The 24,407-nt window shown below is 40.5% G+C and carries 28 protein-coding genes, 1 pseudogene and 1 riboswitch; of the genes and pseudogenes, 6 read left to right on the top strand and 23 right to left on the bottom strand.

Annotation, left to right across the window (positions count from 1 at the left end; genetic code table 11):
• Positions 1-18: 18 nt before the first annotated feature.
• The 23 genes from NMM26_RS01510 to NMM26_RS01405 all read right to left on the bottom strand — a co-directional run bounded on the left by NMM26_RS01510 (position 19) and on the right by NMM26_RS01405 (position 17,758).
• Positions 19-588 carry an SP0191 family lipoprotein gene (locus NMM26_RS01510; RefSeq protein WP_000725139.1) on the bottom strand — a complete coding sequence of 190 codons (570 nt, stop codon included), beginning with the start codon at positions 586-588 and terminating at the stop codon, positions 19-21.
• Between the two features lie 65 nt (positions 589-653).
• Positions 654-1,052, bottom strand: a complete 399-nt coding sequence (gene spx / locus NMM26_RS01505; RefSeq protein ID WP_000591165.1) for a transcriptional regulator Spx — start codon at positions 1,050-1,052, stop codon at positions 654-656.
• A gap of 135 nt (positions 1,053-1,187) precedes the next feature.
• Complete coding sequence (gene mgtA, locus NMM26_RS01500; protein WP_000858848.1) at positions 1,188-3,848, bottom strand: magnesium-translocating P-type ATPase; 2,661 nt, start codon at positions 3,846-3,848, stop codon at positions 1,188-1,190.
• Positions 3,849-4,042: 194 nt separating this feature from the next.
• A riboswitch (M-box (ykoK) riboswitch) is annotated at positions 4,043-4,193 on the bottom strand.
• A 57-nt stretch (positions 4,194-4,250) separates the two neighbouring features.
• The gene (locus NMM26_RS01495; protein WP_254753639.1) at positions 4,251-5,312 is read right to left on the bottom strand and encodes a Xaa-Pro peptidase family protein; all 1,062 of its coding nucleotides are present in this window, start codon (positions 5,310-5,312) and stop codon (positions 4,251-4,253) included.
• A complete protein-coding gene (gene uvrA, locus NMM26_RS01490) occupies positions 5,305-8,136 on the bottom strand; it encodes an excinuclease ABC subunit UvrA (RefSeq protein WP_001152885.1) in 2,832 nt (943 codons plus the stop codon). The genes NMM26_RS01495 and uvrA overlap by 8 nt, the downstream gene beginning before the upstream one ends.
• A gap of 467 nt (positions 8,137-8,603) precedes the next feature.
• Positions 8,604-8,738, bottom strand: coding sequence for a hypothetical protein (locus tag NMM26_RS09595; RefSeq protein WP_000568699.1), 135 nt, complete (start codon positions 8,736-8,738; stop codon positions 8,604-8,606).
• Between the two features lie 55 nt (positions 8,739-8,793).
• Complete coding sequence (locus NMM26_RS01485) at positions 8,794-9,165, bottom strand: hypothetical protein (protein WP_029690049.1); 372 nt, start codon at positions 9,163-9,165, stop codon at positions 8,794-8,796.
• A gap of 377 nt (positions 9,166-9,542) precedes the next feature.
• Positions 9,543-10,046 (bottom strand): hypothetical protein, encoded by a 504-nt coding sequence (locus NMM26_RS01480; protein ID WP_000824785.1) that lies wholly within the window; start codon positions 10,044-10,046, stop codon positions 9,543-9,545.
• Positions 10,047-10,116: 70 nt separating this feature from the next.
• Positions 10,117-10,647, bottom strand: a complete 531-nt coding sequence (locus NMM26_RS01475) for a hypothetical protein (RefSeq protein ID WP_000173123.1) — start codon at positions 10,645-10,647, stop codon at positions 10,117-10,119.
• Between the two features lie 82 nt (positions 10,648-10,729).
• Positions 10,730-10,906, bottom strand: coding sequence for a hypothetical protein (locus NMM26_RS01470; protein ID WP_000694570.1), 177 nt, complete (start codon positions 10,904-10,906; stop codon positions 10,730-10,732).
• Positions 10,907-11,230: 324 nt separating this feature from the next.
• Positions 11,231-12,727 carry a phage/plasmid primase, P4 family gene (locus NMM26_RS01465; protein ID WP_000785436.1) on the bottom strand — a complete coding sequence of 499 codons (1,497 nt, stop codon included), beginning with the start codon at positions 12,725-12,727 and terminating at the stop codon, positions 11,231-11,233.
• 163 nt (positions 12,728-12,890) lie between these two features.
• Positions 12,891-13,751, bottom strand: a complete 861-nt coding sequence (locus tag NMM26_RS01460; RefSeq protein WP_000158196.1) for a primase alpha helix C-terminal domain-containing protein — start codon at positions 13,749-13,751, stop codon at positions 12,891-12,893.
• Between the two features lies 1 nt (position 13,752).
• Entirely contained in the window at positions 13,753-13,899 is a 147-nt protein-coding gene (locus NMM26_RS01455) for a hypothetical protein (RefSeq protein WP_000534152.1), read from the bottom strand.
• The gene (locus tag NMM26_RS01450) at positions 13,892-14,167 is read right to left on the bottom strand and encodes a hypothetical protein (RefSeq protein WP_000492135.1); all 276 of its coding nucleotides are present in this window, start codon (positions 14,165-14,167) and stop codon (positions 13,892-13,894) included. Before NMM26_RS01450 ends, NMM26_RS01455 begins: the two co-directional genes overlap by 8 nt.
• On the bottom strand, positions 14,160-14,501 hold the full coding sequence (locus NMM26_RS01445; RefSeq protein WP_254753638.1) for a DNA-binding protein: 342 nt from the start codon (positions 14,499-14,501) through the stop codon (positions 14,160-14,162). The genes NMM26_RS01450 and NMM26_RS01445 overlap by 8 nt, the downstream gene beginning before the upstream one ends.
• Positions 14,482-14,775, bottom strand: coding sequence for a hypothetical protein (locus NMM26_RS01440; protein WP_000120511.1), 294 nt, complete (start codon positions 14,773-14,775; stop codon positions 14,482-14,484). Before NMM26_RS01440 ends, NMM26_RS01445 begins: the two co-directional genes overlap by 20 nt.
• Positions 14,772-14,987 carry a hypothetical protein gene (locus NMM26_RS01435; RefSeq protein ID WP_001003772.1) on the bottom strand — a complete coding sequence of 72 codons (216 nt, stop codon included), beginning with the start codon at positions 14,985-14,987 and terminating at the stop codon, positions 14,772-14,774. Before NMM26_RS01435 ends, NMM26_RS01440 begins: the two co-directional genes overlap by 4 nt.
• A gap of 1 nt (position 14,988) precedes the next feature.
• Positions 14,989-15,189: a hypothetical protein gene (locus tag NMM26_RS01430; protein WP_000171243.1), complete on the bottom strand. Its 201-nt coding sequence runs from the start codon at positions 15,187-15,189 to the stop codon at positions 14,989-14,991.
• The gene (locus tag NMM26_RS01425; protein WP_000852438.1) at positions 15,186-15,638 is read right to left on the bottom strand and encodes a hypothetical protein; all 453 of its coding nucleotides are present in this window, start codon (positions 15,636-15,638) and stop codon (positions 15,186-15,188) included. Before NMM26_RS01425 ends, NMM26_RS01430 begins: the two co-directional genes overlap by 4 nt.
• Positions 15,639-15,654: 16 nt before the next feature.
• Positions 15,655-15,852, bottom strand: a complete 198-nt coding sequence (locus NMM26_RS01420; RefSeq protein WP_000267708.1) for a hypothetical protein — start codon at positions 15,850-15,852, stop codon at positions 15,655-15,657.
• A gap of 284 nt (positions 15,853-16,136) precedes the next feature.
• On the bottom strand, positions 16,137-16,763 hold the full coding sequence (locus NMM26_RS01415) for a Rha family transcriptional regulator (RefSeq protein ID WP_000424656.1): 627 nt from the start codon (positions 16,761-16,763) through the stop codon (positions 16,137-16,139).
• A complete protein-coding gene (locus NMM26_RS01410) occupies positions 16,754-17,524 on the bottom strand; it encodes a BRO family protein (RefSeq protein WP_000828332.1) in 771 nt (256 codons plus the stop codon). Before NMM26_RS01410 ends, NMM26_RS01415 begins: the two co-directional genes overlap by 10 nt.
• A 15-nt stretch (positions 17,525-17,539) precedes the next feature.
• Positions 17,540-17,758, bottom strand: a complete 219-nt coding sequence (locus NMM26_RS01405; RefSeq protein ID WP_000435333.1) for a helix-turn-helix domain-containing protein — start codon at positions 17,756-17,758, stop codon at positions 17,540-17,542.
• A 142-nt stretch (positions 17,759-17,900) separates the two neighbouring features.
• On the opposite strand from NMM26_RS01405, the gene NMM26_RS01400 reads away from it, so the two are divergent.
• The 6 genes and pseudogenes from NMM26_RS01400 (at position 17,901) to NMM26_RS01375 (ending at position 24,344) form a co-directional block, all read left to right on the top strand.
• Positions 17,901-18,587 carry a helix-turn-helix transcriptional regulator gene (locus NMM26_RS01400; protein WP_001107588.1) on the top strand — a complete coding sequence of 229 codons (687 nt, stop codon included), beginning with the start codon at positions 17,901-17,903 and terminating at the stop codon, positions 18,585-18,587.
• A 394-nt stretch (positions 18,588-18,981) separates the two neighbouring features.
• A complete protein-coding gene (locus NMM26_RS01395) occupies positions 18,982-19,986 on the top strand; it encodes a virulence RhuM family protein (protein WP_001004340.1) in 1,005 nt (334 codons plus the stop codon).
• A 194-nt stretch (positions 19,987-20,180) separates the two neighbouring features.
• Positions 20,181-21,376: pseudogene (locus NMM26_RS01390) on the top strand (tyrosine-type recombinase/integrase).
• A 160-nt stretch (positions 21,377-21,536) separates the two neighbouring features.
• Positions 21,537-22,481: a magnesium transporter CorA family protein gene (locus tag NMM26_RS01385; RefSeq protein WP_000815623.1), complete on the top strand. Its 945-nt coding sequence runs from the start codon at positions 21,537-21,539 to the stop codon at positions 22,479-22,481.
• A gap of 11 nt (positions 22,482-22,492) precedes the next feature.
• Positions 22,493-23,170: a DUF1129 domain-containing protein gene (locus tag NMM26_RS01380; RefSeq protein ID WP_000078014.1), complete on the top strand. Its 678-nt coding sequence runs from the start codon at positions 22,493-22,495 to the stop codon at positions 23,168-23,170.
• A 139-nt stretch (positions 23,171-23,309) separates the two neighbouring features.
• Positions 23,310-24,344, top strand: coding sequence for a S66 peptidase family protein (locus tag NMM26_RS01375; RefSeq protein WP_000255082.1), 1,035 nt, complete (start codon positions 23,310-23,312; stop codon positions 24,342-24,344).
• Positions 24,345-24,407 lie beyond the last annotated feature (63 nt).

Genomic DNA, 24,407 nt, shown 5'->3' with positions numbered 1-24,407 from the left:
TCTATTTATTTGGATTTTCTATTGTTCTGTCGCGCCATTTGCCAATCTGTCTGAAATATATTTGCTTGGTTCATTCTTCAAGAGATTTTCTAAACCAATGTTCTTCAAATATTCTAACTGAGAAGCCTTCTTGACATCCAAAACTTGAAAATCAAAACTAGTCGTTGTTTGAAGTTCGGTTGCACTCAATAGTTTAGTTTCAAGCTTAAATCCTGCTAATTTACGAGCTTCTATGATAGCCTCATCCTTCTCCTCTGCCTCCAGAAGAGCTTTTTGAGTTTCTTCCACTCCATGTTGGTCGATATAAGTCTTCAACTCATCAGAAACTGGACGTTTTTGTTGAATCGTTAAGCTCAAAAAAGTCTTGTCCTTGTATGTAATGGTTTGGGTTTGCTGGCTGCCATCATCTGACTTGGGCAAGACCAAAGTCTTGGTCACAACTGTATTCTTCTCGGCATTTTCAATAACTGGCAATGCCGACTGAAGCGTATCCTTTTCTGTTTTTGTAGCTGGTCCAGTTTCTTTTTTCTGTCCGCAACCAACTAGGACAAAAAGGAAAGCTAGACTAACAAGAACTATTTTTTTCATCTCTTTCTTCTTTCTTTTTGAAATTAAAATAGAATAAGACTGGGAGTTGCTCCCAGCCTTGATGTTTATAGAGCTGCACGCAAACGTGCTTCTGCATTTTCTACATTACGGACAGAGCGTGGTAGGAAGGCACGAATATCGTCTTCCTTATAGCCAACTTGCAGGCGTTTTTCATCTACAAGGATTGGGCTCTTTAAAATTCTCGGTGTTTCCATAATCAGATTGAGGACTTCGTTGACACTCAAATCTTCGATATCCACTCCAAGGGCTTTGGCATAGCGATTTTTAGATGAAACGATGCTGGCTATTCCGTTATCTGTTTTGGTTAGAATATCCAGTAATTCTTCTCTCGTAATTCCTTCTTTACCAAGATTTTGTTCTTTATAACTTAACTGGTGGGCATTGAGCCAGGTTTTTGCTTTTTTACAGCTAGTACAACTTGAGACTGTATAAATTTTAATCATGTACCTACCCCTTTCGCTACATGTTACTATCAGTTTAGTCTATTATACCATAAAAAACATCCGACTTGCGACCTATTTTTAAATTTTTTTAACTTTTTTCGTCATTTTCGTACTTTTTTCTTGACAAAATGAAATTTACAGCCATTCTTTATATTTCTTGATATAGATTTTTTTCACAATTGTCACGCTAATCATATACAAAATAATGATGAAAAGCAAAAAGATGAAATAAATCGGTTTTAATGGAGTTAGATGAAGTAGGATTGCGAGTGGACTGTAGGGAAGGAAGGTCACAAAGGCTGCAGCCAATAAGGTTGTCACAAGGACTAGCCAAGCTGGACGACTTTGTAAAAAGGGAATTTTGGCTGAACGCAGCATATGGATAACCATGGTCTGTGACCACATGGACTCGATAAACCAACCTGTCTGAAACAAGACAATAAATCCTACGGCAGACTCTGCCCCATGAACATAAGCTTGACCTGTTGTCATGGGTACAATGATAAAATAAAGCAAAATAAAGGTCAAAATATCAAAGGCAGAAGAGATAGGTCCCATCCAAATCATGAAACGTGTGATGGACTTAGCTTCCCAGGTATGCGGATTTCTCAAAAAATCTTTATCCACCTTGTCAAAAGGCAAGGCAATACAAGACAAATCATAGACTAGATTTAGGATAATCAAATGGACTGGTGCCATTGGTAAAAATGGTAAAAAGATTCCAGAGACCAATAGGGATAAGATATTCCCAAAATTAGAACTCACTGTCATTTTGATATATTTAGTCATATTGGCATAGACCTTACGCCCTTCAACAAGTCCTTTTTCCAGCACCATGAGATCCTTATCAAGTAGGATAACATCAGCTGTTTCTTTGGCAATATCTACTGCTGTATCAACAGAAATCCCCACATCTGCAACTTTCATAGAAGGAGCGTCATTGATTCCATCCCCCATATAGCCAACAGCATGACCATTAGCCTTAAATTGCAAAATAATCCTTGCTTTTTGGTCAGGAGAAAGTTTGGCAAAGACTGTTACCTCCTCCACGGCTTGAGCCAATTCTTGATTACTCATCTGATCAATTTCAGATCCTAACAGCATCTGATTGATATCCAAACCAACCTTTTCACAGACTGCTTGGGTAACTTTCTCGTTGTCTCCCGTCAAAATCTTTGTTTGAACCCCATGTTCTAACAGAGCCTTAATTGCTGGTGCTGCAGATGGTTTAGGAGGATCTAGGAAGGCTAAATAACCAGTTAGAATCATATCCCCTTCATCATCAACTGTATAGGCATGTCCTTCCCTCAAACCTGACTTATAGGCTACTCCCAAGACACGCAAACCTTGTTGATTTAGTTGTCTGACTTCTGCTAAAATTTCTTCTCTAATAACATCTGTCAAGGGAGTAATCACTCCTTGGTATTCCGCATGACTGGAAATCGTCAACATTTCCTCTAGGGCACCCTTGGTTACCAAACTAACAACTTCGTGTTCATCCTTAACGATAACACTCATCCGTCTACGTTCAAAATCAAAAGGTAATTCATCTATTTTTTGAAAAGTTTGAGCCAGATTTTGTAAGAGGGTGTGTTCTTTGGCTTCCTTTTCAGTCCGTTTGATGATGGCTCTGTCCATCAAATTTTTCAAGCCCGTTTGAAAATAAGAATTGAGATAAGCTCGTCTCAAGACGGTCAAATCCAAGCGTCCGTGGAGGTCCAAGGGATATTCAAGGACAATTTCGTCTTGGGTTAGAGTTCCTGTCTTATCTGTACACAAAATATCAATCGCCCCTAAGTCCTGTATGGCATTGAGTTTCTTGATAACCACTTTTTCCTTGGCCATAATGATGGAGCCTTTTGCTAGACTGGCCGTGATAATCATAGGAAGCATCTCAGGTGTCAATCCAACACCAACACTCAAAGCAAATACGCCAGCTTCCAGCCAGTCACCATCTGTTAAACCATTGGACAAGAAAACGATGGGCACCATGACCAGCATCAAACGAATCAAGAGCCACGAAATACTATTCATCTCCCGCTCAAACGAAGTAGGCTCGTCATAGGTGTTCAAAGTCTGCTCAATGGCCCCCATCATGGTATCATCACCAACTGCTAAAACCACGGCCTTGGCACTACCAGACAAGACATTGGTTCCCATAAAGGCGAGCGCTTCTGCTTCTAGCAGACTATCAGATTGTTGAACTGTTGCCTTGGTCAAGGCCAATTTTTCAACTGATTCACTTTCACCTGTCAAGCCCGACTGTTGTACAAAGAAATCGCGCGACTCAAATAAAAGAAGATCTGCTGGAATCATGTCTCCAGCGCTTAATTTAACCACGTCACCCACTACCAAATCATCGATAGGTACTTCTTGGATTTCTCCTTGACGAATGACAGTCGCTGTGTTGACAATCATTTTTGATAGATTGGTCGCAGCCTTATCACTACGGAGTTCTTGGACAAAGCGTATGCCACCAGAAATGAGGACTAGGACAACGATGATAATGGAAGTTGTCGGATCTTCTTGACCTGGTTTTGCCAACCAGACATTGGTCACCAAGGAAATCACGGCGATGACCAGTAAGATGATTGTAAAAGGATTGATAATGGATTCGTAAATCTTTTTGAGAATACTGTCTTCTTGACCCTTTGTGATGGTATTTTCGCCATATAGGTCACGATTTTTCTCCACCTGCTCCTCAGTCAAGCCTGTTAGACTTGTCTTATAAAAAGATAGAGTTTCGTTTAAAGCTGTATGAATAGCTGTTGCTAATCTTTCTTTTGTAGTTTTCATTGGTTTCTCCTATCTGTATGAATGATGTGTTTCATACACAGAGACCAATCACTTTATAAGGGCAGAACGACACAAATCAGCGATTGGCTGTGTATGTGCGGTTCCGGATGATCGTCAATTTGCATCGTCTATCTCCTTTCTTTGATTTAAACAGTAGAAAATCCCACCATAAAATGGCAGGATTAAAAAACTGATTATCTGTTTTTCGTTCAAGCTTTAACTCCATAGGGCAATGTAATGAGCTTAGTCTTGGCCTTCGCGACCAGGACTGTTGACCAACGAGTAGTGTCTCCACTGCTTTGCGGTAGTCATCCGTATCCCTATGGTAGCCTCACCTACCGTTTTCGTTTTTCAGTATAAACCTTTAAAATTTAAAAGTCAATCATTTGAGTTGTTTAACTCTTAGATAACTATCAACTCTTTTGGAGCTAGGGTCAACAATTCACAACCTGTCTCTGTAATCAGGATATCATCCTCAATACGAACGCCATATTTGCCTTCGATGTAGATACCTGGTTCATCGGTTAAGGCCATACCTGCCTTAATAGTTTCTGTAGAAGTCTGGCTAAAGTATGGTTCTTCATGGATATCCAGCCCAATACCGTGTCCGATACCGTGAGTAAAGTAGTCGCCATAGCCTGCCTCGATGATAATATCACGAGGAATTTTGTCAAAGTCTCGGAAACCTAATCCTGCCTTAGCCTGGTCAATCAAGGCTTGGTTGGCTTTCAAAACCGTATTGTAAATCTCCGCCTGCTCATCGCTGACATGCCCTAGATAGATAGTCCGTGTCATATCACTGACATAGTGGTCATAAAGGCAACCGAAGTCCATTGTAATGGCTTCTCCTAGATCCACTGGTTTGTGCATTGGATGTGCATGGGGCTTAGAAGAGTTGATTCCGCTAGCTAAGATAATGTCAAAAGACAAGCCAGATGCTCCCAACTCACGCATGCGGAAGTCAAGGAAGTTGGCAATCTCAATTTCAGTCTTTCCTGGCTTAATAAAGTCAAGCGCATCGCGGAAAGCTTGGTCTGAGATAGAACAAGCCTTGCGAATAGCTGCAATCTCAGCTTCATCCTTAATCATTCGAAGACCTTCAACAAACTGAGTTTGTGGAAGCAAGTCAATTCCTTCAAAGGCTACCTGCATACGGTGATAATAAGAGACCGAAATCTCATCCTCAAAACCGATTTGAGACAAGCCCATGTCCTTAACAATGCCTGCAATGACAGCCAATTCATCACGGTCAGCTACAATCTCAAAACCACTGGTTTCTTGCTTGGCTGCAATGATATAGCGAGAATCCGTCACCAAGACCTGACGGTCACGGCTGATGAAGACTGTTCCGTTTGAACCCCAAAAACCAGTCAAATAATAGACGTTTTTGAGGTTATTGATGATGATGCCATCTAGTTCTTTTTCTTGCATTTTAGCTAGAAATGCTTGTACGCGTTTATTCATGATGTAACTTTCCTTTCAAATAATGTCCTGTGTAGCTAGCTTCGTTGGCAGCTACTTCTTCTGGAGTTCCTGTTGCGATAATGGTTCCACCACCGACTCCGCCCTCAGGTCCCAAATCAATGATATGGTCTGCCGTCTTGATAACATCTAGATTGTGCTCGATGACGAGGACTGTATTGCCATCATCTACAAAGCGAGCTAAAACCTTAAGCAAGCGAGCGATATCCTCGGTATGAAGACCTGTCGTCGGCTCATCCAGAATGTAGAAAGATTTTCCTGTCGATCGTTTGTGGAGTTCACTAGCCAGCTTCATACGCTGGGCTTCTCCCCCAGAAAGGGTGGTAGCTGGTTGCCCTAGCGTCACATAGCCCAGTCCCACATCCTTGATGGTCTGAAGTTTACGTTGAATCTTTGGAATATGTTGGAAGAATTCCACTGCATCGTTGACGGTCATATCCAAGACCTGCGAGATATTTTTTTCCTTGTAATGAACTTCTAGGGTTTCACTATTGTAGCGGGTTCCGTGGCAGACTTCACAAGCCACATAAACATCTGGCAAGAAGTGCATCTCAATCTTGATGATCCCGTCACCTGAGCAGGCTTCGCAACGACCACCCTTGACGTTAAAACTGAAGCGCCCCTTCTTGTAACCACGAATCTTGGCTTCGTTTGTTTGAGCAAAAAGGTCACGTATATCGTCAAAGACACCTGTATAGGTAGCTGGGTTGGACCTCGGCGTCCGTCCGATAGGGCTCTGGTCAATATCAATCAAGCGGTCGACATGCTCAATCCCTGTAATAGTCTTAAATTTACCTGGTTTGTCTGAATTGCGGTTGAGCTTCTGGGCAATAGCTTTTTTGAGAATGCTGTTGATTAGGGTCGACTTGCCTGAGCCAGATACCCCTGTAACGGCGATGAATTTTCCTAGTGGAAAGCGAGCTGTGACATTTTGCAGGTTGTTCTCACGCGCTCCTGTCACCTCGATAAAACGACCATTTCCGACACGTCGCTCTTCTGGTACTGGAATGGCACGTTTTCCTGACAAGTACTGGCCTGTGATAGACTTGCTGTTGCGAGCCACCTGTTTGGGCGTACCTGCAGCAACAATCTCCCCACCAAAAACACCGGCACCAGGACCAACGTCAATCAGATAATCAGCTTCGCGCATAGTATCTTCATCATGTTCCACCACGATGAGAGTATTACCCAAATCACGCATCTTTTTGAGACTGGCAATCAAACGGTCATTATCCCTCTGGTGAAGACCGATTGACGGCTCATCTAGAATATAAAGAACACCTGATAGGTTAGAACCAATCTGGGTTGCCAAACGAATACGCTGACTTTCCCCACCTGAAAGGGTTCCTGCTGAACGAGACAGGGTCAGATAGTTAAGCCCCACGTTATTGAGGAAAGTCAAACGATCCTTGATTTCCTTGAGAATAGGCCGAGCAATAATGGCTTCATTTTCAGATAGAGTCAACTTGCTTACCAAGTCCAAGTGGTCCGCGATAGACAGGTCTGAAATTTCTCCGATATGTGGCCCTTGCTCGCCACCCACACGGACAGACAAGGCCTGGTCATTGAGGCGATAGCCGTGACAGGTTCCGCAGGTCAGTTCATTCATGTAGAGGCGCATCTGAGTGCGAGTATAATCGCTGTTTGTCTCGTGATAGCGACGCTTGATATTATTGACAACTCCCTCAAAAGGAATGTCGATATCGCGCACGCCACCAAATTCATTCTCATAGTGGAAATGGAATTCCTTGCCATCTGAGCCGTAGAGAATCAAGTTCTTATCTTCTTCTGACAAGTCTTCAAAAGGCTTATCCATATCCACTCCAAAAGCTGTCATAGCCTGCTCTAGCATGTTTGGATAGTAATTGGATGAGATAGGATTCCAAGGGGCCAAGGCTCCCTCACGTAAGGTTTTGCTGGCATCTGGCACTACCAAATCAGTATCCACTTCCAGCTTGATGCCCAAACCGTCACATTCACTACAAGAGCCAAAAGGAGCATTGAAAGAGAAGAGACGAGGCTCTAACTCTGGAACAGTAAATCCACAAACTGGGCAGGCATAATGCTCAGAGAACAACAACTCAGAGTCGTCCATGGTGTCGATAATGACATAACCTTCTGCAATACGAAGGGCAGCCTCAATGGAATCAAAGAGACGACTACGGATACCCTCCTTGATAACAATACGGTCAACCACGACATCAATATTGTGTTGCTTGCTCTTAGACAACTCTGGCACTTCGGTCACATCATAGACTTCCCCATCCACACGGACACGGACATAACCGTCTTTCTGAACCTTCTCAATAACACTCTTATGTTGGCCTTTTTTCTTGCGGATGACCGGAGCTAAAACTTGCAGGCGCTGGCGTTCAGGTAACTCCAAAACCTTATCCACGATTTGCTCCACCGAAGAAGCCTTGATAGCCCCATGCCCGTTGATACAGTAAGGCGTCCCCACACGTGCGTAGAGGAGACGCAGATAGTCATTGATTTCAGTCGTTGTTCCTACGGTCGAGCGAGGATTTTTACTAGTCGTTTTCTGGTCGATGGAAATAGCTGGGCTGAGACCATCAATAGCATCTACATCGGGCTTCTCCATATTCCCCAAGAATTGACGAGCGTAGGCTGACAAACTCTCCACATAGCGACGTTGACCCTCCGCATAGAGGGTATCAAAAGCCAGACTGGATTTCCCTGAACCTGACAAGCCGGTTACGACAACCAACTTGTCTCGCGGAATCTCCACATCAATATTTTTTAAATTATGGGCACGCGCCCCATGAATGACAATTTTATCTTGCATCTTTGTTCTTTCTAGTCCATTATTGCTTACCATTATACCAAAAAAAGTGAGATTCTATTACCCAAAAGGCTGAATTTGTAGTATAATCAAGAACTGCTTGTTTTATGTTTCTTTAGAGCTTCCTAACCCTTATATCACGCGCTTTTTAATAAAAATTACTAACATTACTATTTACTACTTGCTCCCCTAAAGTACGCAAAAAGGGGAGCAAAAAAGCCCTCGAAAGGGCTAGGATTTGATGAGTTCAGCAGGCAAGAAACTAGCACGGTCAAACGTGCTTTTTTTATTGCTAGTTGCTGATAGGTATATTATACCATGAAGCGCGTGGTTTATAAGATTATGACCTCACAAAAGCCCCCAGATTCGTTTCTGAGAGCTTCTAGTTTATCCATGGTGTTTTAGTTGTCCAGTACGAAACCAAGTGAAATAGGGGCGAATATGAAGCCTACGCCTATATTTGCCAACATTTACGCTTCTAATTCTTGTAGTAAGGTTAAATCTAAACCATCAAGGTCAACATCTATTTCAAAATCCATGTTTAAATCTATCTCCATACCCTCTAATTGGATATTCTCCAAATCAATCAAAAAATCTTCAATCATGTCATTCCCCCCCTCACTTAAATCTCAACATTTCTCAACAAAACACCACAAACGCCTACTTATATGCTTCTAGCTCTCCGTTCTGGTGGCTTCTCGCAAAGTTTAAGACGGCTATCTGTTTGTATCGGTGGTAGCTAGTGGAGCTAGTACCTGCCATCTCTACGCATTCACTCATTGTTTTCTTCCTCATGTAGCAATAATGGATAATAAAGTATTTTCTGGCTCGTTTGTTCTCTATACTGTTGATGTCTTGGGCGAATATCTCCAATCCCTCACGGATTGCTTTTTCATGCTCACCGCTCAAATTCCACTGATCAGGTAAGACAAGTTCCCAAGCCTCTTCATCTATTGTAACTTGGTTTTCACTCCCTGCCATCCTCTGGAATCTCAGAAAGTAAGTCAGCCCTGTGCTGGCTTTTTTTTGCATTTTCTCGGCGTTCGCTCGGAGTTCAACACACATAACCCTGCCATTTGTCAGGCATATTTACTGCCACTACCTAACCAAAATCTCACCTTTTCTAACCCTCGGTAAACCTCTCTACCTTGTGGTTATATCACTAGAAAAAAAGCCCTGTACCTTTGTAAAACCTTAGTATTTTAAAATACACAACCTTATACTAATCTTATACTTTTTATATATGCTACCTAACCAAAACCTTACCATTTTTTGGAATGCTTACCGCACCATTTTTTTGGAACGCTCTACTTACTTAAATCCTTGATATATCTAGCTTTTTTAACATTCAAACCGTCTAATATGTAGTATTTGTTCGTTTTGTAAATTGCACACTACTTCATATTGTCTCACAATCTCGAACCATTCAGCCAAAATCTATCCCCTTTTTCAATATACTTCAAAAACTTCTTATAGTGCTTATGATACCTGTCACGTTTCATATACCTTGGTCTTTCAGGGAAACCATCAAACATATATCCACCACGTCTAGGACTCCACCCTGGTTCTACCTTTCTGGCTTCTTTTAGTGCAAGCTCCCAGTAGTATTGGCAATCTGTTTTACTACGGTTCAGGGTGTGCTTGTGGATATCTAGACAAGTACCGCAACTAAAATACAAATACCGTTTATAAAGCAATCTGCACCGTCTCCCACAATCAGGGCAAAGAAAGAAATATCGATTACCTCCCTTAGTTCCTGCCATTCTGTCTAATTCAAATGACTCTCCACCAAAATCAATCATTAAATTATCCAAATCAATCTCTAAACGTTGACCGTCCAACTCAGCTATACCCTTAGTTATTCCTCTCAGCTTCATTGGTTTAGTGATTGTTTCTATTGCTAACCGCTTCATTATTTCCCCCTATATGGAAAAAACCAAAACTATTGACTTGTTAACAAAAAGGGGATTGCTCCCCTGTGTTCTACTTCAAATGCTCTGTATAACCAGCAAGTCCTTTATATTCGCCCTCTACGTCCAACTTTTGGAGTAGGCTAATACTTTCATCGCCTAGCTTTTCCAACGTACCAAAAGCAGTCATAGAGTCCATAGGGATAGGCGTATCAGAAAGCAAGCGATCAGCATAGTCTAATAGTTCCAGCTCGTAGTCTGTTACTTTCTCCAGCAAACTTTCAAAGTCCTCTGACTCTTTGAGTTGAAGCACGCGCTCCCGTTTATAACGTTCCTCAAATGCTTCAGCCTCTTCTGGTTGTTTATGGTAGTCTTTAAAGCTATCACAAATACGCTTGAAAGTCTTGTTTAGCTTGTGATCTTCCACATACTCAGCGACAAGCGTTCCCTTATCCTTGTAGGTCAATGAGATTACAGGCTGGCAATATGTTCCAGTCATATATCCCAGTAGCGCGTGACCTGCTACTTGAGCGGTCGCCTGATCACAAAAATAGTAAGTGAAAGTGAATGTTTTTGCTTTATCTGAAAATGTTTTTAATGTCATGTTGTTTTTCCTCTTTCTGCTTTAAGGGTGTCACTAGTAGTTACACCATTGCAAGGGGGTCGGTACTATCTACCCCATTTTGTTATCTGTATAATACTAGCAAACCAGCAATCGCACCCATACCATCACTATCTCCTACGGTTGCGGTTGAATGTTTTACATCAATTACCTGCACGGTCGCCATAAAATCATTTACTTCCTGTTCAAAATTTTCTAGTGATTGTTGCCATTTGTAATAAAAAAATAGTTTAATTTTCATGTTTTTTACTCCTTTTGTACTTAATTGATTTTTCTGTCCCCTTTTTTATACGCTTCTTACAAATTTTATACACTTGTTTTTAAAAGTGTATAAAAAATAAAGTCAGTAATGCCAAGGGTTTTGCTATTGTTTTATACACTTTATACGCTTTATACATTAAAATAAAAACATATATAGGGATAATAGGGACCCCATTTTTAAAACATAATATAAGGAAATTTTTTTATTTCCGTGTTTTTCGTATAAAGTGTATAAAACCCTTGATATGACAACGTTTTTAAGTGTATAAAATTTTTGCCCTACTGTGTAAAGTGTATAAAATTCTTATTTTCTTTTCCTTCTCTTTTTGTACTCTGGCCAATGGTTGTAATACCCGCGTTCATTCTTTGGCTTTTTCTGCTTTTCGGGTGTTGCCCTACCATTAGCATAGGCTACGCTTGCAAACGGCGGTAGGTCTTCTTTAGGATAAAAACCTTTATGGATCTGTTGCCCTGCAGGGATAACCTTCTGGCCAACTGCGAAACCTTCTGGCAGGTTGCTTTTGATTTCTCGATGTAAGCCCATTTCTGACCTGTTTTCTTTAATACCATAGTATTCTAGGAAACCTTTCCAAACGTGATAGACAAAACTATTAGGAATAAACTCACTTGTCAATTCATCAGTAAAAAACTTAGAAACAAAATCAATAACGGGGTTCATGTCCTTATGGTGTTCTTCAAGTATTTCAATAGACTTCGTAGGGTTAATGTCAGCGATTGGTGTTTCAATAGCCAACTTAACCAGGTACTCCAGCACTTCTTTGCGGTTAATGTAATCGTCTTTGATAGCCTTGTTAGGATTACCTTTGAATATTTTGGTAAAAGGTAAAATTCTAAATCGCCTATCAATAGCTGATTTATCCCCGTTCATTCTTGGTAAACCATTAGAAGATTGTACTACCGTCATATTAAGGCGTATGCTATAAGGGCGTTTCCCTTTGTCCTCTATGGTCATTATGTCGCCTGTTGCTAAGCTAAACATATCTGAAGTGTCTCTAATTACTGCGTCCTTTTGTACATCATCACCGATTACAAGCGACTTTCCCAATAATATAGACGTTGAAAATTGACTTTTTGTTAAACCAGTGATCTTCAAACTTGCCACATTTTCCATACCAACTAGGTTTATAAGTAACTGCTGAAAAGTTCCTTTTCCTGTTCCACCTTCACCGAAAAGCCAAAAGATTTTTTGCAAAGACTGCCCTGTGACGCTTGCTTTTATAATCTGGATAGCAAGGTTATAAAGCTCCTTGTCACCGTCAAACAACTCTAAAAGCCAAGCTGTCGGCTTCCAGCCGTTAATTATAGGCTCTTCTGCTCCAGGGCTATAACCTGTTTTTATCTTTCTTGTTGCTGTAATCTCTGGTGTCGTTTCTTCAAAAATGCCTGTCTTAGCATTGTATAGCTGTTTCCCAATTACAGTATAATTGCCTTGGATTTCCCTCATTTGGCTCTGTCTAGCTATTTTATAAAGCGTGTCAAATGCCTGTTTTTCCGTTGCGTTTGGATAAATGACAGAAATAAGATCTTGCAAAAATTCATTATCCTCTAACCAGATACCAAAATCAGGATTATAGAAATATAATGGGGCTTTTTGCCCTTGTGCCTCTGGCTTAATTCTAATAAATCGGACGTACTTTTTTAACATAATAGCAACTCCCAGCGGATTAGTTGGTAAGGCCTTACTGCTCTTTTCCTCGCCTTTCTGCTGGGCTAGTTCTTCATGCTGGGCCTCGGTCAACCTGCCTGCCTTTACATTTTCAAGGTGTTTGCTGTCTGCCATAACTTCTTCATAAGCTTGCTGATAAGCCTTGTCCTTGATTTCTTGACACTCTTTGATAAGCTGTCCCCTAACACCTTTGAAAGTCTTAAAGTGCTTATCTTCGCTTTCACGCGCCTCTAAGATTTCACTTTCTAGGTTTCCTAATTCTTCTAGTTCTATGGTTCTATCCTCTCTTTCTATATTCAGCCCGTGCTATACTGCTAAAAGTGCGGTCTAGCTCTTCAATAGGCAATGGTTCAACTGTCACGCTATTAGCTATCTTTGTCAGCTCGTAGGCGGTCTCTAGGTCGCAATCAACCCACTTATTAAAGAGTAAACCTACAAAGCGTGTCAGTGCTACGTTGCGCCCTCCCTCATCTCCAAAGCCATTAAAAAGCGTGTCAATAATTCTCATGGTCATTGACCTCTGGCCACTTGCTCTAGGCTTGTAACGCTCCGTAGTTTCTTGCTTCGCTCTTGGTTCAACCTTGGGGACTGGATAATCTAGGCCATGCTCCACAACCTTTTGATAACTTGCTGGGTCGCCTGTTGTTACTGGTAGCCCTTGGAGTTGTGACCATGTTAAACTGGCCATGTCAAAGGGTAGCCCAATCTTGTCCGCTATCTCCTTAACTACCTGCTTATAGGTTGCCTCATTCATCACATCATCAGGCTTCACTACAAGGCGAAAACGGGGCTTTTCTAAGCTATGTTTGATAGTCGGGTATAAGATATAGGAGTAGCCAAATAAAGCGCTAGAAACAGCCTTTATAAAGCCCTCAGACGTCCCCTGTATATCGTCATAATCAAGGAAAATCAAATCCCGATAGATTAGACTGGAGTTGTTTCGCTTGTAACTGCCATGCTTTTCTGGCGTCACTTTCCCACTGATACAGTAAGGCGCTTGTGTACGTTTAAATTCTTCAATATTTGCCCCTTCAGGGACTACCAAAGGCTTAAAGCGTTCAATGTACTGGAACGGCTCAATTTTATCAAATGGATAGACAAGATTACCCTGAAAGCCTCTAGCCTCGTAAATCGTCATATCAGCTCCCTTTCCGACGTTTCTTCCTCAGTTTCTTCAGTTGTTTCCGTTCTTTGAGTTGCTTCAACTTTGGGCGTCTGACCTTGGTTTTATCTTCCTTGGCTAACTTCATACCAGCATAAGCTGGCTCTGTCATGTATCTACCCATTTTCTACCCCCAGAAACTTCATCAAGTCAGAAATTCTATAATAGATTTTCCTAGTATCTTCTAGTGGGGGCTGGTATCGTCTTAGCCCTGCTTTTTCCCATTTTTGGAGTGTCATATATTTTATATCTAACTCGTCCATGACTTCCTGGGCTGAGATTAAACCTGTTAGGCGTGGTTTGAGTCTATCACGCGCTTCAAGGTATCTTTCCACCACCTCCAGAATGCCATGCGCTAGGTCTTGCTCACTTTCTCGGCTTAGGCTAAACATATCCGCCCACCTCCTTCAAGGTTTCTTTGTAGCTTTCTAGGTCGCTGTTCATCAACACCGCTAGGCGCTTTTCTTCTTCTCGTATCTGATTGTAAAATGTTTTTGCTCCGTCCGGTAGCTCCTCTTTGTTAGCAGGGATAAAATATCCTCTAAATGTCCCATGGCGAACCCCAATAATAGGAACGCTATGGCGCGTGATTAGACGGCTGATAATATCTTGCACGGTTCTTTCTGCTAGCTTAGTGATTAGGCTGATTTCTGCCCCTGTTATGGAGTTCTCAGCCCCTACCTTGATTAGTCTTAATACTCGTTTGTCATTCTCTGATAGACTCATTCAGTTCCTCCCCTCCTTTGCTTTTATTCACAAAGGTTATTTGTCCGCTCGCTACCCCTTGCAAAATATCTTTTTGAGTTTCTATGATTGTATCCAAGGTTTTCAAAATAGCTGTCTTAGTCTCTAAATCAAACGCTTGTTTTGTCAACAAGCCCATAGTTACAGCTAACTTTGTTGCATTGTCCATACACGTAGCTAGAAAAATATCTTTAGTAAAATAAGGTTCATCTGGTATTTTTTCACTATCAAGGTATATCTTCACTATGTAACTCATTTCATCCCTCCGTAAACTCTTACCCCTGCAAGCTGGATATATCGCCCATAATCAGGGTTTAAATCCTCGCTAGGTGTTTCTATCGTCTGTTGGTTTTCTCGCTCAAATTGGGCGCTTTTTTTGCGGTCTCGGTGGTTTAGATAAAGCAGTAAGCCAATCAGTACCATCATAGAGATTACCGCCTGTGTATTGGTCAAATCTAATTCATTCATGTCATGCCCTCGCTTTGTAATTCTTGATATAGTCCACTTGATCAGTTCGCTCCATCTTCAGGAACTCGTCCACCTCTTCGGTGCTTACTTTTCTATCTACAAAATCAGCAATAAACTGGAAGAGGTTCGGATTCCTCTCCTTGATTTCAGCCATTTGTCCATCAAATTCTGCTTGTGTCATGTTGTCTAGGTCCAGTGTCATTGCATTGCCTCCTCAAACTTCTCTATAAGACAACTTTTATTTACTCTCTGAGTTCCATTTTTAGAGTTAAAAAGAATATCTTTTAAGGTTACAGTAGCCTCTAAATACTCCTTTTCAGCATGCTCTATATACGCCTGTTGCTCTGCTTCGTTGTCAAAAAAGTGCTTTGCTTGGCGTTTAAAGAAGGCTTGTCGCATAGCGTCCATTTCAAAAATACCAGGGTGGAAAAACATTCCCGTAGTGCTTTTAGAAACTGCCTCGATTTTATGGCGGTCATTCAATTCAGGAAGTTCAATCCAAAGTAAACGGGATAAATCTTCTTTGATGGATTTTGTCTGACTTGCCAATAACGAAAGGCTATTAAGCCCATTTTTTTCGCCAATTTCTCGCATTTCTGCATTAATTCTATCTATACGTCTAGTTAAAATCTCGTATGTTGTTTCTGCCATACTTTTACCTCTGTTCCTATGTTGTGTAATTGCCCTGATGGCTTTTTAATGCTTTTTTACTATACTGGATATCCTCACACTCAAAGTTTTGCGATGGCGAGTGTGGGGATTTTGAATGGTTGTTTCTTATACAGTTTTTCTTGCCTACAGCCTCATGCTCTCGGTCGCCAAATTTCTGAGCATGGGGCTTTTTAATGCCGTTTTCCTGCCACATGCCTCACACTCTCCTCGACCAAAATTTGAGTGTGGGGATTTTTGAGTTGTTTCTTATAGACGATATCCTCACGCTCAGACTCGCCAAATTGAAAGCGTGAGAAAGTACCAGTTTTAAGAGTTGGCGCTCTCCGTATGGTCAAATTGCCCTAAATATGCTATAATCTAGGTATAAATCTTACTAAAACCTCTTTGATAATAGCTTGCCTGCTTTGTTAAATTCGTTTTAGTGTTAGTGTTAAAGGCTTTGCGGTGTGGTTATTGCTAAGCCTTTTTTTGTTGCTCTCACGCGCTTCTTTGGCGTGTTTTTTTATTTCTGAATGCCATAGCTTTGATTTCTTGATAACTCATATTCAAGCCGATCATGGCTATTACCATGTCCTCAAATGCCTGGTATTGCTCCAGCTCGTCACTGGTCAAGCTATCGATGCCATTATAGCCCCCACGTTCTTCCCTTAACTGCTTAGCGTTCCTGTCGGTTACTGCTTTTAGTAGCAGGTTATTCATGGTGCTATGCGCGTGCTTGGGTGCATTAGTCCATGTCTCAATACTGTCATGCAGTGTTTTTCTTTTTGGCTTTTCTAGCGCCCTCTGCATACGAAACTTAGAAAGTTCCTCACGCATTTCAAAGAAGGCTTTGACTAGGTTCTTCTTAAACTCTTTTACGGGTTCTGTATTTCGTAAGTAAGTGATCAGCAATGTTGCTTGTTGTTCATTTAAAATATAGTCCCGTACATTTTGCCCACTTTCTGAAGGTGAAATTTTAAATTGCACCTTTCCAAAGCTTTCAAAGTCCTCTCGGTGCTTATTCAGCAAAATTTTTAAATGTCTGTGCTTAACGTCTGCACATTCTGCAACAATACTGCTTAATGTATACGGCTCTTTTTTACCGTCCATATAGACTAGTTCCATTGTGGTTCTACCTCCTGCATAAATCTGGTCAGCTTGCTTGTCAGACGGCTCTTCTCGTCCATATTCTGAGCCTCTGCAATGGCTTTGGCTAGTGTGTCGATATAATACCGCTCTGCCTCTGCCAACGTGTCAGGGGCTTTTATAGTGGTCTGTGGTTCTTCCACCAATTCCCCAGCCATGTAGTAGCCGTTTAGTCGGATTTCTTTCAGAATGTGCTTGACCACTTTTTTAAACTCTTTTGCTAGTGGTTTGCGTGACTGCGATAAAACTTCATAGACTCCGAACTCTGTCAGCATATTCATTTCTCTTTTTTGACCTGCCCTAGATATTACATAGGTCAGCTTTTCATCATCATCTACCCGTTTTAGTAAATCTGTGGTGTTTTGGATTTCAATCATCTCAGCAATCTCTACCGCTACAAATAACGGATTTTGAATGTCTCCATAAACATCAAAATATTTAGATCCGAATCGTTGAGTTGTTACAACTTCCAAAACTTCCTTTTTGTTATGTTGTTCTCCTTTGGGGTAGAAGTTCCCAAAAAAATCACATAAATCTTTTTGCTGTGTTGTCATGTCTTTCTTAACCTCTCTGTATAACTGATTTAGTCTTTTTCTGCTTTCCTTGTTGGGCTTATGCTTGCCCTGTGCCCACTTGCCAACTGTTCGGGGATCTATGCCTATTCGTTGGCCAATAGCTACCAAGTTCAGCCCGTGAGTGGTTCGCATTTCATCGATGACCCTTGTATAGTTCCTCTTCATTGCTTGCCTGCCTTTCTATTTTTGTACGCTTTTTTTCGTACTTTCTCCTAAAAAAATAATGTCCATCGAAACATTATAAAGAGAGGTCAAGTCTTGCAATAAGTCAATTGGTATTTTAGTACTATCTTTTTCGTACTTTGCGATAGTCTGAAAACTTCGGTTAAGTTTTTTACCAACTTCACGAAGTGTAAAACCTGCCGTAATACGTGCCGCTTTTAGCGTTATCTGTTCCATTTAGCAACTCCTTTCCTTTTGGACTTGGTTATAGTGTACGCTTTTTTTCGTACTATGTCAATAGTTTTTTAGAAAAATATTATTTTTTTCGTACTACGTCTATGTATTTGTGCTATAATTAAGAAAAAGGAGATGATTTAACATGGCAAAAAATAGCCCTCAAGATTTAAAAAATAGAGAGTTTTTTTCTGAAAATCTTAATAGAATTATGAAAGAAAAAAATATAAGGCAAGTAGATTTACATAACGCTCTTGGTATTCCTAAAAGCACTTTGACAGGATATGTAAAAGGTCGTTCAATGCCAACTGCTGGAAATCTTCAAAAACTTGCTGATTTTTTGCATGTAAAAAAATCAGATTTAGACCCTCGTTTTCTCCACAACAATTTAGATGAAATTGCTAGACACGAACTATCAGAGTTTTATAAAAAACTTATAGAAGACGGGATTGACGATATATTGACTCGTTTTATTATGACAGAATTGAATGATATTTATTTCAATCCTAACAAACAATATCCTTCTAACTCTTTCAGAGACAAAGAGCAATTTTTAATTCATTTTTCTCAAAACAGCGTTGCGGTAAAAGAAAAATGGTTAAATGTTAAGGAAGTCAACTATTATGTATTGGATAGATTAAAACGTAACATTTCACAAGCATTCAAAGAAACGCAAGTGATATTAAATAACAATATAAATAATAACAATGAATATATTATCCACGGACTAGATCCCCAAAAAATTCCGGACTTATCAAAAAAATTAACAGAGCTTGAAGGTGAAATACTGGAAAGAATTCAAAATCTAGAATTATCTCATTCAGACGCTTAAGGTTAATCTCAGCCCCTCTTTTGCTAAACGAATACCCCCTTTTTCATGGTCTATTGTGCAAAAACAGGGGAAATTGAAGAATAGAAAGCCAATTTTACAGACTAAATCGCAAAAATGGGCAAAATTGACAAATAGCAACAAAAAAAGACAAGCTAGCTACTGCCAACTTGTCTGATAGTACCTAACTGAAAATAAGCGAAAGGTTAGGTATTTACAACATTATTATACAACTCTTGCACTTAAAAAGCGACTTACACCATATCCACGCGCCACAATGTTCAACAATCCTGAAGCGCGTGGATTCTCGAGCTTCAAGCCCATATAAGCCCCATATCTACTAATTTTGTTGATGTCAACAAAAGTCAACTACTCACAATGTTTTAGAAAGGATCTCATGAACGAATTACAATTTTTAATCTATACCGCTGACAACGATAGCGAGACAGCTAGTGTCATCATCAAAGGCGAAACTATCTGGGCTAGTCAGAAAGAAATGGCTAGACTTTTCGATGTCGGTGTTCCTGCAATTAGTAAGCACTTAAAAAATATCTTTGAAGAGGGAGAATTAGAAGAAAGGGTGGTTGTTTCCAAAATGGAAATAACCACAAAACACGGTGCAATTGCTGATAAAACCCAAACTAAGAATGTCAGCTACTACAACCTTGATGCCATCATTTCCGTTGGTTACCGTGTCAATTCCCAAAAAGCTACGAGATTTAGACAGTGGGCTACTTCGGTACTTCGTGAGTACATGATAAAAGGGTTCGCCATGGATGACAACCGTCTGAAACAAGGCGAAAACTTGCTGGAAAAAGACTATTTCCGTGAGCTGTTGGAGCGCGTGCGCTCTATCCGGGCTAGTGAACGCCGTATATGGTTACAGATTACAGATATCTTTGCTGAAATCTCTATCGACTATGACCCACAAAGTACGTTGACTAAGCAATTCTATGCTGATGTACAGAATAAGTTTCATTATGCAATCACTGGCCAAACTGCTGCGGAAATTATCTACACGAAAGCAGACCACACAAAAGACAACATGGGACTTACAACATGGAAAAACTCCCCTAACGGTCGCATACTGCAAGCAGATACCCAAATAGCAAAGAATTACCTTTCAGAAACAGAAATCCGTTCCCTTGAAAGAGGAATATCTAGCTATTTTGATTACCTGGAAAGACAGATAGAACAGCGAAAAGCTCAGACAATGCAACAACTAGCCCAAAGCATTGACCGCTTTTTGACTTTCCAAGAATACGATATTTTAGAAGGTCATGGAAAAATCACTTCCAAGGTTGCGAAAGATAAAGCAAAAGCAGAATACCAACTATTCAACAAAACTCAAAAGATAAACTCGGACTTTGAAAAAACTTTAAAACAGCTAACTGACGATTAAAAACTTTAAACATAGGCCTGTTTACTATAAACAAGCCCATATTAGCCCCATATCCGCCTTGTTTCCAACTCTGGTATTATTTACCGTCTGACTATTTAAAATCGAATACAGGGCAAACTATGAAGCCCTAGCATGATATAAAACCTTTTTGATAATGGCTTGCCTGCTGATGTATTTTAGAAAGGTTTATCATCATGAAAATAACTGAAGTTATAAAAAAAGACGGTAGTAAAGTCTATCGTGCTAAAAAGACGGTAGTAAAGTCTATCGTGCTAATGTATATCTAGGAGTTGACCAGGTAACAGGAAAGAAAGTTAAAACTAAGGTAACAGGGCGGACACAAAAGGAAGTTAAGCAGAAAGCTACTCAAGAAAAAATTGCTTTTCAGAAAGCAGGGTCTACTAGACAAAAGGCTAGCACCATAAAAAACTATCAAGAATTAGCCAATCTCTGGTTAGAAAGTTATAAGAATACGGTTAAGCCAAACACTCAAGGCAATGTTAGAAAGTTAATTGATAATCATATACTGCCTATTTTCGGGGCTTACAAGCTCGATAAGCTCACTACTCCACTTATCCAGTCAATTATCAACGAACTTGCTGACAAGACTAATAGAGGGGAAAAAGGGGCTTTTCTACATTATGACAAGATACACGCTTTAAACAAACGTATCTTACAGTATGGCGTAACCATGCAGGCTATACCGTCCAATCCTGCGCGTGATGTTGTTTTACCTCGTAACACTCAGAAAGCAAAGCGGAAAAAAGTAAAGCACTTTGAAAATCAAGAACTAAAAAAATTTCTTGGTTATCTCGATAATTTAGATACTCATAGATACCGTTATTACTATGAGACGATGCTCTATAAGTTCCTATTGGCTACTGGTTGCCGTATCAATGAAGCTTTAGCCCTTTCCTGGTCTGATATTGACTTAGATAATGCCGTTGTGCATATTACCAAAACACTAAATCGGGATTTAGAAATCAATAGCCCAAAGTCAAAGTCTAGTTATCGGGATATAGATATAGATCAAGCGACTGTTAGCATGCTGAAGCAGTACAAACTACGCCAAACTAAAGAGGCTTGGAAGATAGGACAACGTGAAAGTGTAGTATTTTCTGATTTCATTCATGAGTATCCTAGCAGTTCAAGACTTAAAAGAAGATTGCAAACACATTTTAAGCGTGCTGATGTTCCTAACATTGGCTTTCATGGATTCCGTCACACTCACGCTAGTCTCTTGCTTAACTCTGGAATACCATACAAGGAACTCCAGTACCGCCTAGGTCATTCCACTTTATCAATGACCATGGATATATATAGCCACCTCTCAAAAGAGAACGCAAAAAAAGCAGTATCATTCTACGAAACTGCACTAAAAGCACTATAGGGGGAGCAAAAAGGGGAGCAAATTTAAAAATCAACATTTCAAGACAAAGTAAAAATCCAATAGCAACAGGATTTTTGTTAGATTTATTTTGAAAAAGGCCGATTTTGTAGTATAATAGTACGGTGTGAAAAAATCTGAAAAATGAGAAAGGATAAGGGATATGAAACAAGTTTTTCTCTCTACAACAACTGAATTTAAAGAGATCGATACACTTGAACCGGGTACTTGGATCAATCTCGTCAATCCGACTCAAAATGAATCACTCGAAATCGCTAACGCCTTCGATATTGATATCGCTGACCTTCGGGCACCGCTCGATGCGGAAGAAATGTCTCGTATTACCATTGAAGACGAGTACACCCTGATTATCGTTGACGTGCCGGTCACAGAAGAAAGAAATAATCGCACCTACTACGTAACCATCCCGCTTGGTATTATCATCACAGAGGAAACCATTATCACTACTTGTTTGGAACCATTACCAGTCCTCGATGTCTTTATCAACCGTCGTTTGCGTAATTTCTACACCTTCATGCGCTCGCGTTTTATCTTCCAGATTCTTTATCGCAATGCAGAGCTTTACCTAACAGCCCTTCGTTCAATCGACCGTAAGAGTGAACAAATCGAAAGTCAACTGCATCAATCAACTCGTAATGAAGAATTGATTGAGCTCATGGAATTGGAAAAAACCATCGTCTATTTCAAGGCCTCCCTCAAAACAAATGAGCGCGTGATTAAGAAATTGACCAGCTCAACCAGCAATATCAAGAAATACCTTGAAGACGAGGACCTGCTTGAAGATACCCTGATTGAAACTCAACAGGCCATCGAGATGGCAGACATTTATGGAAACGTCTTACATTCTATGACAGAGACCTTCGCCTCTATCATTTCCAACAACCAGAACAACATCATGAAAACCTTGGCCCTTGTGACCATCGTCATGTCCATCCCAACCATGGTCTTTTCTGCCTACGGGATGAACTTTAAGGATAATGAAATCCCCCTAAACGGTGAACCAAATGCTTTTTGGTTAATCGTCTTTATCGCCTTTGCTATGAGTGTCTCGCTCACTCTCTATCTCATCCATAAAAAATGGTTCTAAGAGGAGTTCCTATGTCTCAGATTGATCTACAAAAATTAACTAAGAAAAACCAAGAATTTGTCCACATCGCTACCCAACAATTCATCAAAGATGGAAAAACAGACGCTGAAATCAAGGCTATTTTTGAGGAAGTTATTCCCCAAATCCTTGAAGAGCAAGCCAAGGGTACGACTGCTCGTTCCCTCTATGGCGCACCAACTCATTGGGCTCATAGTTTTACTGTCAAAGAACAATATGAAAAAGAGCACCCAAAAGAAAATGATGATCCAAAACTCATGATTATGGACTCAGCTCTTTTCATCACTAGTCTCTTTGCCCTCGTCAGCGCCCTCACAACCTTCTTCTCAGCAGATCAAGCTATCGGTTACGGTTTGATTACCCTCCTATTAGTTGGACTGGTTGGTGGATTTGCCTTCTACTTGATGTACTACTTTGTTTACCAATACTATGGACCAGATATGGACCGCAGTCAACGTCCACCTTTCTGGAAATCTGTACTGGTTATCCTAGCTTCTATGTTCCTTTGGTTGCTTGTTTTCTTTGCAACAAGCTTCCTACCAGCTAGCCTTAACCCAGTACTTGCTCCATTGCCACTAGCTATTATCGGAGCAGTCCTCCTAGCCCTTCGCTTCTATCTCAAGAAACGCTTGAACATCCGCAGCGCAAGTGCAGGGCCAACACGCTATTAAGAGAATGATAAAAGCAACTGCAGGTGCGGTTGCTTTTTTACTACTTTCTTGATTTAAAAGCATTCTTCTGAAATCCCACATAGCTTTCTCTTATCTTTTGTGATAAAATAGGCTCAATCTATTTCTAGGAGGATAAGATATGGTTTCTACTATTGGTATTGTTAGTTTATCTAGTGGCATTATCGGAGAAGACTTTGTCAAACACGAAGTGGACTTGGGTGCCCAACGTCTCAAGGATCTAGGACTCAATCCTACCTTTTTGCCTCATTCGCTAAAAGGATTAGACTTTATCAAGGACCATCCTGAAGCTCGTGCAGAGGATTTGATGCATGCCTTTTCTGATGATAGCATCGACATGATCCTATGCGCCATCGGTGGAGACGATACCTATCGCTTACTACCTTATCTTTTTGAAAATGACCAACTACAAAAGGTTATCAAACAAAAAATTTTTCTTGGCTTCTCGGATACAACCATGAACCATCTCATGTTGCATAAACTAGGTGTTAAAACTTTTTATGGTCAATCCTTTTTAGCAGACATTTGTGAATTGGACAAGGAAGTGCTGACCTATAGCCTCCACTACTTTAAAGAATTGATTGAGACGGGAAGAATCTCAGAAATCCGCCCTAGTGACGTTTGGTATGATGAAAGGACTGACTTCAGTCCCAAGGCTCTGGGGACACCTCGTGTCAGTCATGCAAATACTGGTTTCGAGCTGTTGCGGGGAAATGCCCAGTTCGAGGGAAAAATCCTCGGTGGTTGCCTCGAATCCCTCTACGATATCTTTGACAACTCTCGATACGCAGATAGCACGGAGCTCTGCCAAAAATACAAACTTTTCCCTGACTTGTCAGACTGGGAAGGAAAAATCCTCTTGCTAGAAACAAGCGAAGAAAAGCCTGAGCTGGAAGACTTCAAAAATATGTTGCGGACTTTAAAAGACACTGGTATATTCGAGGTCATCAGTGGACTCTTGGTCGGAAAACCTATGGATGAAACTTTCTATGACGACTATAAAGAGGCACTATTGGATATTATTGACAGCAATATCCCGATTATCTATAATCTAAATGTCGGCCACGCAACTCCAAGAGCAATTGTACCCTTCGGAGTTCACGCCTATGTAGATGCAAAGGAGCAAATCATTCGCTTTGACTATAACAAAAAATAAATAGTTTCTCTATTTTTGTGCTTTTGTATTCGTTTTCGTTACAATTTGTATCTGAATTTATTG

This window comes from Streptococcus sp. CF7_Ac1-8, from assembly GCF_024295435.1.
GTDB lineage: Bacteria > Bacillota > Bacilli > Lactobacillales > Streptococcaceae > Streptococcus > Streptococcus mitis_AP.
Note: the sequence above shows the minus strand (reverse complement) of the source record. Positions and strands in the feature narration are given on the sequence as shown.